At 39.0% G+C, this 13310-nt stretch carries 11 protein-coding genes; 7 read left to right on the top strand and 4 right to left on the bottom strand.

Annotation, left to right across the window (positions count from 1 at the left end):
* Window positions 1–119: 119 nt before the first annotated feature.
* The 3 genes from uvrA to ACLKML_RS13480 all read right to left on the bottom strand — a co-directional run bounded on the left by uvrA (window position 120) and on the right by ACLKML_RS13480 (window position 4745).
* Window positions 120–2957: an excinuclease ABC subunit UvrA gene (gene uvrA / locus ACLKML_RS13470; protein ID WP_413285729.1), complete on the bottom strand. Its 2838-nt coding sequence runs from the start codon at window positions 2955–2957 to the stop codon at window positions 120–122.
* 155 nt (window positions 2958–3112) lie between these two features.
* Complete coding sequence (gene galU / locus ACLKML_RS13475; RefSeq protein ID WP_413285730.1) at window positions 3113–3988, bottom strand: UTP--glucose-1-phosphate uridylyltransferase GalU; 876 nt, start codon at window positions 3986–3988, stop codon at window positions 3113–3115.
* Window positions 3989–4106: 118 nt separating this feature from the next.
* On the bottom strand, window positions 4107–4745 hold the full coding sequence (locus ACLKML_RS13480; RefSeq protein ID WP_413285731.1) for a response regulator transcription factor: 639 nt from the start codon (window positions 4743–4745) through the stop codon (window positions 4107–4109).
* Between the two features lie 296 nt (window positions 4746–5041).
* On the opposite strand from ACLKML_RS13480, the gene ACLKML_RS13485 reads away from it, so the two are divergent.
* A complete protein-coding gene (locus ACLKML_RS13485) occupies window positions 5042–5596 on the top strand; it encodes a single-stranded DNA-binding protein (RefSeq protein ID WP_413285732.1) in 555 nt (184 codons plus the stop codon).
* Between the two features lie 193 nt (window positions 5597–5789).
* Here the strand turns inward: ACLKML_RS13485 and ACLKML_RS13490 are convergent, their stop codons facing one another.
* On the bottom strand, window positions 5790–6056 hold the full coding sequence (locus ACLKML_RS13490; RefSeq protein ID WP_413285733.1) for a LysE family translocator: 267 nt from the start codon (window positions 6054–6056) through the stop codon (window positions 5790–5792).
* 498 nt (window positions 6057–6554) lie between these two features.
* Between ACLKML_RS13490 and csrD the strand changes: the two genes are divergently transcribed.
* The 6 genes from csrD to rng all read left to right on the top strand — a co-directional run bounded on the left by csrD (window position 6555) and on the right by rng (window position 13307).
* Complete coding sequence (gene csrD / locus ACLKML_RS13495) at window positions 6555–8543, top strand: RNase E specificity factor CsrD (protein ID WP_413285734.1); 1989 nt, start codon at window positions 6555–6557, stop codon at window positions 8541–8543.
* Window positions 8544–8765: 222 nt separating this feature from the next.
* Window positions 8766–9809, top strand: coding sequence for a rod shape-determining protein (locus tag ACLKML_RS13500; RefSeq protein ID WP_413285735.1), 1044 nt, complete (start codon window positions 8766–8768; stop codon window positions 9807–9809).
* Window positions 9810–9842: 33 nt separating this feature from the next.
* Window positions 9843–10751, top strand: coding sequence for a rod shape-determining protein MreC (gene mreC, locus ACLKML_RS13505; RefSeq protein WP_413285736.1), 909 nt, complete (start codon window positions 9843–9845; stop codon window positions 10749–10751).
* Between the two features lie 7 nt (window positions 10752–10758).
* Complete coding sequence (gene mreD / locus ACLKML_RS13510; RefSeq protein WP_413285882.1) at window positions 10759–11229, top strand: rod shape-determining protein MreD; 471 nt, start codon at window positions 10759–10761, stop codon at window positions 11227–11229.
* Between the two features lie 23 nt (window positions 11230–11252).
* Window positions 11253–11819: a Maf family protein gene (locus tag ACLKML_RS13515; protein ID WP_413285737.1), complete on the top strand. Its 567-nt coding sequence runs from the start codon at window positions 11253–11255 to the stop codon at window positions 11817–11819.
* 18 nt (window positions 11820–11837) lie between these two features.
* Window positions 11838–13307 carry a ribonuclease G gene (gene rng, locus ACLKML_RS13520; RefSeq protein ID WP_413285738.1) on the top strand — a complete coding sequence of 490 codons (1470 nt, stop codon included), beginning with the start codon at window positions 11838–11840 and terminating at the stop codon, window positions 13305–13307.
* The last annotated feature ends 3 nt before the right edge of the window (window positions 13308–13310 follow it).

Raw genomic sequence — 13310 nt, forward strand, 5'->3', positions numbered from 1 at the left:
AACCTAGAGACGATTAGTTTTAACCATATACTTGTTAGAACAATTAACTATTTTACAACTTGGTTTTGGCTTGAGTAACTAAAACGAGATTGAAAAATTAAGATTAACTATCGCTGCAATTATTTCTTGTTGGCTTTGAGCATCGGTTTTAAAAATCTAGCAGTATGTGATCTTTTTACCTTAGCAACCTCTTCTGGTGTTCCTTCTGCTATTATTTCACCGCCGCCTTGTCCGCCTTCTGGTCCAAGATCTACGACCCAATCAGCCGTTTTTACTACGTCTAAATTGTGCTCAATAACAACGACGGTGTTACCATGATCTCTTAACCTATGTAATACCGTAAGCAATTGTTGGATATCATGGAAATGAAGCCCAGTGGTTGGTTCATCTAATATATAAAGAGTCTGACCGGTATCGCGTTTAGAGAGCTCTTTGGCCAGTTTCACCCTTTGAGCCTCGCCTCCAGAAAGTGTTGTAGCCGCTTGGCCTAAACGGATATAAGACAAACCTACATCTATTAACGTTTGCAGTTTTCTAGCGATGACAGGAACAGGTGAGAAGTACTCTCTTGCATCTTCAACGGTCATTTGTAAGACCTCATCAATAGATTTGCCTTTGTACCTGACTTCTAATGTTTCACGGTTATAACGTTTGCCTTTACAGACATCACAAGGTACATACACGTCTGGAAGAAAGTGCATTTCCACTTTAATCACGCCGTCACCTTGACATGCCTCACAACGTCCTCCGCGAACATTAAAGCTAAATCGACCAGGTTTATAACCTCTTGAGCGAGCTTCTTGTGTGCCAGCAAATAATTCTCGGATAGGTGTAAAAATCCCTGTATAAGTTGCTGGGTTTGAACGAGGTGTTCGTCCAATAGGGCTCTGATTAATATCGATAACTTTATCGAAGTGTTGCAAGCCATTAATTTTTTTATAAGCGGCAGGCTCTACGGTTGTAGCACCGTTGAGATAGGTTTGTGCTATTTTATAAAAAGTATCGTTAACTAGAGTGGATTTTCCTGATCCAGATACGCCTGTGACACAAGTAAATAAACCAACAGGCAGTGAAAGAGTCACATCTTTAAGGTTGTTGCCCGATGCGCCAATAAGCTCGACGGTTTTCTTTGGATCTTTAGGTGTTCTCTTCGGAGGAATACTTATCTCTTTTACGCCACTAAGATACTGGCCAGTAAGTGATTCTGGTGTATCAATAATTTGTTGCATGGTGCCTTCTGCTACTACATGACCACCATGGATGCCGGCGCCTGGACCTATATCAATAACATGGTCTGCGGATCGCATTGCATCTTCATCATGCTCTACCACTAGTACGGTGTTGCCCAAATCTCGTAAATGAGTCAAGGTTTTCAATAAGCGTTCATTGTCTCGCTGGTGGAGCCCAATAGAAGGCTCGTCGAGTACATACATTACTCCAACTAAGCCTGCGCCAATTTGGCTAGCCAATCTAATTCGCTGTGCTTCTCCACCTGAAAGTGTTTCTGCACTTCTAGAAAGATTGAGGTAGTTAAGGCCTACATTAACGAGAAAGTTTAGCCGGTCGCCTATCTCTTTCATTACCTTTTCTGCTATTTGAGCTTTTTGTCCGGTTAAAGAGAGGTTTTCAAAAAAAGCCATTGCGTCGCTAATACTCATTTCTACAATATCGGGCAGAGGTGTGTTTTCTATAAACACATTTCTAGCCTCGGTTCTTAATCGTGTACCATTACAGCTGGTACATGACTTAGTAGAAATATATTTGGCTAAATCTTCCCGTACCGAGTTCGATTCAGTCTCGCGATATCGTCTTTCTAATGTATTTAAGATCCCTTCAAATGGATGTCGTTTTACTCGTATATCACCTCGGTCATTAATGTATTTAAATTCAATCTCAGTTTTTCCCGATCCTTTTAAAATCGTATCTTGGATTTTTTTTGGTAAAGAATTAAAAGGTACAAATAAATCAAATTTGTAATGCTCAGCTAATGAATTCAACATTTGAAAGTAGTAATAATTCTTCTGATCCCATCCTTTGATTGCACCTTCTGCAATACTGATGGTGTCGTCTAAAATTACTCGACTAGGATCAAAATATTGTTGTATTCCCAGACCATCACAAGTAGGGCATGCGCCTGCTGGGTTATTAAAAGAAAATAGTCTCGGTTCTAACTCTTGCATGCTATAGCCACAATGTGGACAAGCAAAATTAGCCGAAAAAACAATATCTTGGTTATCTTTTTCATCCATCCAACACACGATGGCAATGCCACCCGATAATTCTAATGAGGTTTCAAAGGACTCTGCTAATCTTTGCTGAAGATCACTTCTAACCTTAAAGCGATCAACGACCACTTCAATCGTATGTTTTTTGTGTAACTCTAAAGGTGGTGGATCGGATAAGTCACAAGTTTCACCATCAATACGCGCACGAATAAAGCCTTGTGCTGCTAAATTCTCTAAGGTTTTAGTGTGCTCACCTTTGCGTTCTTTGACTACTGGTGCAAGTAACATAAGTTTAGAACCTTCTGGTAGTTCTAGAACTTTATCTACCATTTGGCTAACCGTTTGAGCCGTAAGTGGAACCTCATGAACAGGGCAGCGTGGTTCACCGACCCGAGCGTAAAGAAGACGCAAATAGTCATAAACTTCGGTAATTGTTCCGACTGTTGAACGGGGATTATGAGAAGTAGACTTTTGTTCGATAGATATTGCGGGTGATAACCCTTCAATATGATCGACATCCGGTTTTTCCATCAAAGACAGGAACTGTCTCGCATAGGCTGAAAGTGATTCGACATACCTTCTCTGGCCTTCCGCATAAAGAGTATCAAAAGCTAAAGAGGATTTCCCTGAACCAGACAAACCCGTGATGACGGTAAGTTTATCTCTAGGAATAATTAAATTGATGTTCTTAAGGTTATGGGTTCTCGCCCCGCGGACTTCTATCTGATCCATTATTCTGCTCATTTTACTTGCAATTTTTCAAGTATCGCACAGTCAAATTTATCTGCAATGATTACTGTATAAAAAAACAGTTAAGGTAAATAAAAAATGCTGCCTAATTGGCAGCATTTTTTATATTTTGGCGAGTTAGCTGGTTACTTAGTTCGCTATTTGGTTTTTTCTGTTGCGTGTTTATCCAACTCTACTTTTTGTTCATTTTTTTGATATTGATTTTCGTAACAATAATTGGTTGCTTCAATATAACCATCAACGCTTCCGCAATCGAATCGGCGACCTTTAAATTTGTAAGCTAGCACACATCCCGATTTAGCTTGTTGTAAAAGCGCATCGGTGATTTGTATTTCACCACCTTTACCTGGGTTAGTATTTTCAATAATATCAAAAATGTCTGGGGTTAAAATATAACGGCCGATAATCGCTAAGTTACTTGGCTCGGTTCCTGGTTCTGGTTTTTCAACCATATCGTCAACACGGAATATGTCATCTTTAATCATTTCACCAGAAATAACACCGTATTTATGAATGTCTTCCTTTGGTACTTCTTGTACAGCAACAATAGAACAACGGAATTGTTTATAGAGGGCAACCATTTGTGACAATACCCCTTGACCTTCTTCATTAACACAAAGGTCATCAGCAAGAACGACTGCGAATGGCGCATCACCAATCAATTCTTTACCGGTTAGTATTGCATGGCCAAGGCCTCTCATCTCTCGCTGTCTGATATAAGTAAAGTTAGCTGATTCCATTATTCTACGAATATCACCAAGCAACTCTTCTTTGTTGGTACCATTAATTTGTTGTTCAAGTTCGAAGTTTTTATCAAAATGGTCGATAAGGGTATTTTTTCCGCGGCCAGTGACAATACACATGCCATCTAATCCTGCTTCAATTGCTTCATCGACACCGTATTCAATCAATGGTTTATTGACGACAGGCATCATTTCTTTGGGCATAGATTTTGTAGCAGGTAAAAAACGTGTACCGTAGCCAGCTGCCGGAAAAAGACATTTCTTGATCATAGAGAATCCTTTGCAGAATGATTTTTCGTTATTATTGGGCATAGAATAACATAGCGATATGAAATTGCGTATTGTTGGGTTAACAAGTCTTAATTATGGGAGGAACGCTAAAGGAAGTTTAAGGTAGATACCTATGAGCCCATGCAATAGCTTGAGTTCGATTCGATACACTTAACTTTTTGAAAATCTTATATAGATGTGATTTGACAGTATGCTCACTGATGAAAAGTTCATCTGCTAATTTGTTATTTGATAAGCCTGACCGCAGATATTCCAAAACAACAATTTCTCGTTGAGTCAGTTCAGTACTATATGGCTGATTAAAGCGAACTATTAGAGATTGATAGTATTCAATTAACTGAGAGGAAATGTTTTTTGGTAGTTGATTTTTCCCTGACAAAATCGCCTCTACACCACTTAAAAAATTTCGGTTTGAGACACCTAAGAGAAAGTAACCTTTAAGGCGACCTAACCTTATTAATGTCGAGGTGCTAATATTAACTGGAGCGTCATAGACAACAATAAAACATTGCTTGCTTAGGCCTGTTAATTTTTCTATTTGCTTATGCAGTATGACGGCATTATTGAAACTAATGAAGTATAAACAGTTTTCTTTAGGAATTAATGAGTGTTCAATCTCGCAACTAGAAAGGACTTTATGATGAATGCCGTTGCATTGTTTTAAATATTTTAAAAGAAATGCTGAATAAGTACTCTCATCTTTAACACATATCACGTTGATATTATTTTGCATCATACTTTCTTAACCATATGGGATTTTTTTTACCTTATCTTGCTGGTTGTTCAGTGTCATGATGTATCCGGATTATCCGATCATTAATGCGTATCACATTGATTTATTGACAAAGAATAGCTCGCGATCTTTCATTAAAATGTAGGTTCACTCGAAGTATTTAAAGGGAATTATGTAGGTTAATTTGTCTTTATTCCATACTCTAGATTGGTTTTGAGAGTAAGAAAGGTTGAGACTATCAATGTTCATGGTATTCTTGTCGCCTTATATTTTGATTGAACATTTATACGGAGCAGATCATGGCGAGCCGTGGAATAAACAAAGTAATTTTGGTTGGCAACTTGGGTGGCGATCCAGAAGTTCGATATATGCCTAGTGGTAGTGCTGTGGCAAATATTACCATTGCTACCTCAGAAAGCTGGAGAGATAAAGCGACAGGCGAGCAAAGAGAGAAAACCGAGTGGCATAGAGTTGCTCTATTTGGCAAGTTAGCAGAAGTCGCTGGTGAGTATTTACGTAAAGGTTCACAAGTGTATATTGAAGGTCAGCTTCAAACGCGTAAATGGCAAGATCAGAGTGGCCAAGATCGCTATACGACTGAAGTTGTGGTTCAAGGCTTTAATGGTGTAATGCAAATGTTAGGCGGTCGTCAAGGAGGCACTCAAGCGATGGGTGGTGGACAACCAGCTCAACAGCAAGGTAATTGGGGACAACCTCAGCAACCTGTGCAACAAGCTCAAGCGCCACAACAACCTGCTGCTCCTGCTCAACGAGCACCTCAACAATCACCTCAGCAGTCTCAACCTCAATACAACGAACCACCAATGGATTTTGATGACGATATACCGTTCTAACGAAAGACAAAGACATAAATGTTGAAAGTACATTAGAAGCCGCTATTAGCGGCTTTCTTTTGTTTGTTAAGAAAAAATGTGTATTTTTAATCAATATTTGTATTATTTATGTACAAATTATGCGGTATGCCGAAGGACCGTTTAAAAAGCAAACAGATGGCTTTGAATACTTAAATAGAAATCTATAATGGGTTTAATTGGCGATATTGGTTACTGCTAGAGCTATACCGAAAATTAAAAATGTAATGCCACTTAACTTATCAAATATTTTCCTCCCTAAATCACTGCTCGATATTTGCGTAGCATTCTCAGTAAGAAGGGCATAACCAAAATAAATAGTAAAATGAATCGAAGCACTAACAATGCATAGTATTATGATCTGTGGTGTTAGTCTTTCTGAATCAGTTATAAATTGCGGCAACAATGCAACAACAAAGACAAGTGCTTTGGGGTTTAACAAGGGTAAAAGGCCTTTGTGTAAATCTTGTCTGGATTGGAGTGAAAGAAGGAGTCATCTAGCAGGACATTTGGGACAATGGGTATTGAATAATGCACTAAAAAGAGGATGGGCTAAACAGGACCTAGATTCCAGAGCTATTCAATTTACAACACAAGGACTAAAGAAGTTTAAAAAACAATACGAATTTTGATTCTTTAGCTTTACTGGGCTTTAAACTCGGACTAAAGCATCTCACTATATCGACTGAATGCAGATAAAGTGAACTTTCTATATGCGAGTTTTTTGCCTATTATCAAAAAGAAAACAGATCATTTATTTTCTATCTATTTGTAGCCTTACGTTGCATTATCTAATTTAGGCACAGTTATTGGTTGAGTTTAAGGGTATTATTTATCTCGGGTTGAAAATGGATTCAATCCTATCCAATAGAGGCTAGTTATCAAGGAATGGCCTGATACAAGGGACTAAAATTAAATAGTTAAAAGGATTTTACTATTCATGCGTTATACCCCAACTCTTAAGTTGAGTACACGACTTACTGCTTTTGTCACTATCATCGTTATTGGGGCAATGTTTATTCTGTTTGTTGGCGGCACTCTTACTTTTAAAAATATTGGACAAGAGTACTTTAATCAACAAGTTGAAGGGATCGTGTCAGTCATTGATCAATCGTTAGACACGGATAATAGCCTCGACAACATAGAACGTTGGTTACCATTATTAGCTACAGCAAATAATATAGTTGAATTAACGTTGTTTTCTTCTGATAGTGTTATTTATAACTATGTGGATGCTTCGATTGAAGTTGATAACTTGCGTTTGTATGAAAAATCTTATTTTTTACGTAGTCACCCCGACTTTTCTATTGCCATTAGAGCTCTTTCCCCTTATTTAGAAAAAAATCATTCTTTTAGTGCCTTATCTTCGGTCTCTTTGGCGATTGCTTTAGTTTTATTTTGTCTGTTTCAAGGTGTCAGTTGGTTGAAAAAACAACTTAAAGGATCGGAGCTTCTGGAAGAGCGTGGAAGAATGATCCTTGCCGGGAGATTGTCTCAATATGCTAAAGGTGACGAACAAGAATGGCCATATACAACAAGTGAAGCGTTGGATGTTCTCATTGCAGAGTTGCGAGATGCACGGTTGGAACGAAGCCGTTTCGACACATTTATTCGTAGTCACACGTTTTTAGACCATTTAACCGGAGCCGCTAATAGAGTGCTGTTTTTCTCGAAATTGGAATCGGTGTTACAAGAAAGTGGCGCTACAGGGGCAGTATTATTACTTCGTATTTATGATTGGGACAAGATTAACGAAAAGACAGATAAACAAAGATGCGATGAATTTATCGTTGAAGTTGCTCATGTTATTTCAACAGTCGTTCAGCGGTTTCCAGACATTGTGTTTTCTAGATATGATGAATATGAATTTTCCGCTTTAATTCCTCATCAAAACAGTAAAGATATTTCAGTTCTTGCCAATCAATGCATTCGACAGCTAGAAAAAATACAAACGATAGATTCAATGGAGCCGGACAATTGGTGCCATATTGGTATCACTATGTACTCAGAAGGTGAGCGAGTAGGTAAAATAATCAATGAAGCGGAAACCGCATTGAAAAGCGCTCAGCTGCAAAGTATTAATAATTGGAGTCGCTTTGATAAAAAGCAGGTATTAGGCGATCCGCGAGGTACGGTAAGGTGGCGTACATTATTTGATAAATCTTTTGCTAATGGTAGCGTGCTGATTTTTGAACAACCATGTTATCTGTTTGATCATTCAATTAATAAAACAACCCTTTTGCATAATGAGTTATTTGCCCGAATAAATGATGGTGTTAGTGTTCTCAAAGCCTCGAGATTTATGTCGGCGATTGAGCAAGTCGGCTATCAATCTCAAATGGATCAAATTGTAGTAAAAACGATTTTAACCTATCTTAAAAGCACGGCCTTTAGTTCTCATTATTCTATTAATTTACATACTCAACCTTTTAAAGATAAGGGCAATCTTACATGGATGAGAGATGAATTATTGCAGTTGACGGCTGCGACTCGACGCAAACTAAGCTTTGAATTTGTTGAAGGTCAGTTAGTTGATAATTTAGAGTACATTCGCCCATTGATTCGAATGCTTTCGGCTTTAGAATGTGTGGTTATCGTTGAGCAAGTTGGTCGTACGATAACCAGTACACATTATATTGAAGAGCTAGAGGTCAATTACCTAAAGTTGCATCGAAGTTTAGTGAAAAATATCGACAAAAGACAAGAAAATCAGTTGTTCATAAGGAGTTTAATTGGTGCTTGTGAAGGAACCAAAACTCAGGTTATTGCTGTTGGCGTCGAACAGGTAAAAGATTGGAATTGTTTGTTAGAGTTGGGTGTTGACGGTGGACAAGGCCGAATGTTTCAGGCTGAAAAGCAGTTTATTCCTAAACCTGAAGTTCCGAAAGTGCAAATAGGTGGTAGGAACCGTTGGCGTAAGAAATATTAAAGGTTAAGACGGGAAATGGCTGAGAAGCCGTTGAGCTATTTTTAATAGTGAAAATCATTTTCTTTGCCAATTAATCTGATGAAAGTAGGGTTTAGACTCAGTGTTTGCAAGAAAAATAGATATTAATCCCATGTTTATGTCGCAATGCCTTGCTGTAATGTCAATGCATTGGTACATTTAGTGCAATTTTGTCTTCTAATGTTACGCAAATGAGCGAAGAATATGTTTAAGAAACTTCGTGGTATGTTTTCAAATGATTTATCAATTGATCTGGGTACCGCAAACACGTTAATTTATGTCAAAGGACAAGGAATTGTTCTTGATGAACCTTCAGTCGTCGCTATCAGTCAGAAACGCGCTGGTACGGCAAAAAGTGTGGCAGCCGTAGGGCATGAAGCTAAGCAAATGCTAGGGCGTACTCCTGGTTCTATTTCTGCTATTCGTCCTATGAAAGATGGTGTGATCGCCGATTTTTATGTAACAGAAAAAATGTTACAACACTTCATTAAACAAGTGCATGACAATAGCGTCCTCAAACCTAGCCCACGCGTATTGGTGTGTGTACCTTGTGGTTCAACCCAAGTTGAACGTCGAGCGATTAGAGAATCTGCTTTGGGTGCAGGGGCTCGTGAGGTTTATCTTATTGATGAACCGATGGCTGCGGCTATTGGTGCTGGTTTACGAGTATCAGAACCAACTGGTTCTATGGTTATTGATATTGGTGGTGGTACAACAGAAGTTGCGGTTATCTCGCTGAACGATGTGGTTTACTCTTCATCGGTACGTATCGGTGGTGACCGATTTGATGAGGCTATTATTAATTACGTACGTCGTAATTACGGCAGCTTGATTGGTGAAGCGACCGCAGAAAAAATTAAACATGTCATTGGCTCAGCGTATCCGGGTGATGATGTGGCGGAGATTGAAGTTCGTGGACGTAATTTAGCTGAAGGTGTGCCTCGTAGTTTTACGCTTAATTCGAATGAAATCCTAGAAGCGCTTCAAGAGCCATTGACTGGTATTGTATCCGCTGTCATGGTTGCACTTGAACAATGTCCTCCTGAGCTTGCATCTGATATCTCCGAAAATGGGATGGTATTAACAGGTGGTGGGGCATTATTAAAAGATATTGATCGATTATTGATGGAAGAAACGGGTATTCCGGTTGTTATTGCTGAAGATCCTCTCACGTGTGTTGCTCGTGGTGGTGGTAAAGCGCTTGAAATGATTGATATGCATGGCGGTGATCTGTTCAGTGAAGAATAAATCCATTTGTCCGGTACGAATGGGTGAACTGTAATGAAACCAATATTTGGCAGAGGACCTTCTCTGCAATTGCGCCTATTCTTCGCAATAATACTATCAGCCAGCTTAATGTTGGCCGATAGTCGTCTCGATACCTTTGCTCCTATTCGATACATACTCAACAGTGCTGTTGCTCCTATTCAGTATGCAGCTGATTTACCAAGATCAATGTTTGATGGACTTTACGAAAGATTCAATTCAAGGCAGCAACTTATTGTCAGTAATACTTCTTTAAAACGCGAAGTGTTACATTTAAAGAGTGATTTAGGTTTATTGAGTCAATATCAAGAAGAAAATAAGCGCTTACGTAAGTTACTTGGTTCTCCTTTTATAAGAGATGAAAAAAAAGTCGTGACTGAAGTAATGGCGGTTGATTCTTCTCATTATCGTCATCAAGTCGTGATAGATAAAGGACACACTGACGGTGTTTACGTTGGTCAGCCTGTTATCAATGAAAATGGCATTGTTGGTCAAGTAACTTTTGTTGCTGCGCACAACTCTAGAGTGCTGCTTCTTGTCGATTCTAGTAATTCAATCCCAGTACAAGTGGTTCGCAATGATATTCGAGTTATTGCCTCTGGAAGCGGAGATCTGAATGCCATTTATTTAGAACATATTTCGTTAAGTACCGATATTCAAGTCGGTGATTTATTAGTGAGTTCTGGTTTAGGTGGGTTATATCCAGAAGGTTATCCCGTGGCCTATGTCTCTTCGGTTGATAATGATAACAGCCGCCAGTTTGCCAAAATTGAAGCAAGTCCAGTTGTAGCATTTGATCGTTTACGCTACTTATTACTGGTATGGCCTAATGAAAACAGGCAGCAACAAGTCCTTTCTTCCGGCAATGATATAACGTCAAACGGTGGCCAAGAGTTTGATGGAGAAACCACCAGTGGCGAGTAATTTTTTTATGGGCAAGTCGGTTATTTGGTTCACGTTTCTTGTTGCTTTGATATTGCAGACCATTCCTTGGCCGGGTGGGTTGGATTTATTTCGACCATCTTGGTTATTGTTGGTAACGTGTTATTGGGTTCTTGCGCTTCCTCATCGAGTTAACGTTGGTACTGGATTGATCCTTGGGTTGATATGGGACCTTCTATTGGGTTCAACCTTAGGCATTCGTGGTATCGTAATGTCGTGTACTATTTTTGTCGTGGCTGCTAATTTTTTAGTTCTTCGCAATATGGCATTGTGGCAACAAGCAATTGTTATAGGTGCGGTAAGTATTTTTGCTAAATTTTTGGAGTTTGGTGGAGAATATCTTATTCAAGATGTGACGTTTAATCCTATGGTTCTTTGGGCGGGTTTAATTAATTGTATTTTGTGGCCTTGGTTGTTTTTACTGTTAAGACGAGTGCGCCGACATTGGTATATTAAATAAATGATGGATTGGATAAAAAGACAATGAAGCTTTATCTAGCATCTGGCTCTCCTCGCAGACAAGAATTATTGCAGCAAGCGGGCTATACATTTGATGTGGTTTTACCCGATATAGAAGAATGCCAGCAAAAAAATGAATCGCCGACTGATTATGTTTTAAGGTTGTCTTTCCAAAAAGCTAAAGCGGGTGCAGAGTTAACGTCTGATACAAACGGTAATGCAATCGTTTTAGGTTCAGACACGGTAGTGGTATTGGACGGTCAAGTACTAGAAAAACCGACTGATTTACAAGATTCAAAAAGAATGCTTTTAGCATTATCAGGTAAAAAGCATCAAGTTTTAACGGCTGTTACCGTATTAAATAAAAATAAAATCAGATCGAATGTAGTCGTAACGGATGTGTGGTTTAAAACATTAACCGAAGAAGAAATAAATCAATATTGGCAAACAGGTGAACCGTGCGATAAAGCTGGCAGTTATGGGATTCAAGGTTTAGGTGGGCGATTTGTCTCGCGTATAGAAGGAAGCTACTACGCTGTAGTAGGTTTACCTCTTTTTGAAACTGATCAGCTCTTGCAAGAATTTTTTTAGCTTAATAAGGGTACTCTCATGAGTGCAGAGTTGTTAATAAACGTTACACCAAGTGAAACAAGAGTAGCAATGATCGAAGGCGGTATCCTTCAAGAAGTTCATATTGAACGCGAATCTTGCCGTGGCATTGTAGGAAATATTTATAAAGGGCGTGTATCTCGTGTACTACCTGGAATGCAGGCGGCGTTTGTTGATATAGGCTTAGATAAAGCGGCGTTTTTACATGCATCAGATATTGTTCCTCATACCGAATGTGTCGCCGAAAACGAAAAACAACAATTTCAAGTCAGAGATATCTCTGAATTAGTTCGTCAAGGGCAAGATATTGTTGTCCAAGTTGTTAAAGACCCTTTAGGTACTAAAGGCGCTAGGTTAACCACCGATATTACACTTCCTTCGCGTTATCTTGTCTTTATGCCGGGGGCAAGCCATGTTGGTGTTTCTCAGCGTATTGATAGCGAAGATGAGCGAGATAGGCTTAAAAAAACCGTTATGGAATATTGTGATGAAGATGGCGGTTTTATTATTCGCACTGCAGCGGAAGGGGCGGATGAAAAAGAGCTCGCCCAAGACGCGATTTTCTTAAAGCGGTTGTGGAAAAAAGTCGGTGAACGACGGATAAAATATAAAACTCGTTCTACCTTATATGGTGAACTTGGCCTTTCGCAACGGATTTTACGTGATTTCGTTGGTACAGAGTTAACTCGAATTCAAATAGACTCCAGATTAGTATTTGAAACGCTTAAGGAATTTACCTCTGAATTTGTCCCAGAATTGACCGAGAAACTGGCTCTTTATGAAGGTGATAAACCGATTTTTGATATGTTTGACGCTGAGAACGAAATTCAACGGTCTCTTGATCGTAAAGTTGAATTAAAATCAGGTGGATACTTAATCATAGATCAGACAGAAGCGATGACCACGGTTGACATTAATACTGGTGCATTTGTCGGTCGTAGAAACTTAGAAGAAACAATATTTAATACTAATATTGAAGCGACCCAAGCAATTGCTAGGCAATTAAGGTTAAGAAACCTTGGTGGTATTATTATTATTGATTTCATCGATATGATGTCTGAAGATCACCGTTCTCGAGTTGTTGCTTCACTAGAACAAGCCCTTTCCGTTGATAGAGTTAAAACGAATATCAATGGTTTTACGAATTTGGGCTTGGTAGAAATGACAAGAAAAAGAACTCGAGAAAGTATTGAACATATTCTCTGTTCAAAATGCCCAACTTGTGAAGGACGAGGTTCGGTTAAAACTGTTGATACAGTTTGTTATGAAGTGTTGCGTGAAGTGACGAGAGTTAATCGTGCATATGAAGCAGATAAATTTGTTGTTTATGCTTCTCCTGCTGTAGCCGAAACGCTAGAGGGTGAAGAATCGCATGCTCTTGCAGAGTTAGAGGTATTTATTGGTAAGCAAGTGAAAATACAAGCCGAACCTCTCTATGTTCAAGAACAGTTTGATGTTGTCATGATGTAATGG

The organism is Vibrio sp. MA40-2, from assembly GCF_047302445.1.
Classification (GTDB): Bacteria; Pseudomonadota; Gammaproteobacteria; order Enterobacterales; family Vibrionaceae; genus Vibrio.

What these genes read in the sequence shown, in the direction of transcription:
- uvrA (WP_413285729.1), bottom strand. Translation starts at nt 2,957, where the DNA reads ATGGATCAGATAGAAGTCCGCGGGGCGAGAACCCATAACCTTAAGAAC.
- galU (WP_413285730.1), bottom strand. Translation starts at nt 3,988, where the DNA reads ATGATCAAGAAATGTCTTTTTCCGGCAGCTGGCTACGGTACACGTTTT.
- ACLKML_RS13480 (WP_413285731.1), bottom strand. Translation starts at nt 4,745, where the DNA reads ATGATGCAAAATAATATCAACGTGATATGTGTTAAAGATGAGAGTACT.
- ACLKML_RS13485 (WP_413285732.1), top strand. Translation starts at nt 5,042, where the DNA reads ATGGCGAGCCGTGGAATAAACAAAGTAATTTTGGTTGGCAACTTGGGT.
- csrD (WP_413285734.1), top strand. Translation starts at nt 6,555, where the DNA reads ATGCGTTATACCCCAACTCTTAAGTTGAGTACACGACTTACTGCTTTT.
- ACLKML_RS13500 (WP_413285735.1), top strand. Translation starts at nt 8,766, where the DNA reads ATGTTTAAGAAACTTCGTGGTATGTTTTCAAATGATTTATCAATTGAT.
- mreC (WP_413285736.1), top strand. Translation starts at nt 9,843, where the DNA reads ATGAAACCAATATTTGGCAGAGGACCTTCTCTGCAATTGCGCCTATTC.
- mreD (WP_413285882.1), top strand. Translation starts at nt 10,759, where the DNA reads ATGGGCAAGTCGGTTATTTGGTTCACGTTTCTTGTTGCTTTGATATTG.
- ACLKML_RS13515 (WP_413285737.1), top strand. Translation starts at nt 11,253, where the DNA reads ATGAAGCTTTATCTAGCATCTGGCTCTCCTCGCAGACAAGAATTATTG.
- rng (WP_413285738.1), top strand. Translation starts at nt 11,838, where the DNA reads ATGAGTGCAGAGTTGTTAATAAACGTTACACCAAGTGAAACAAGAGTA.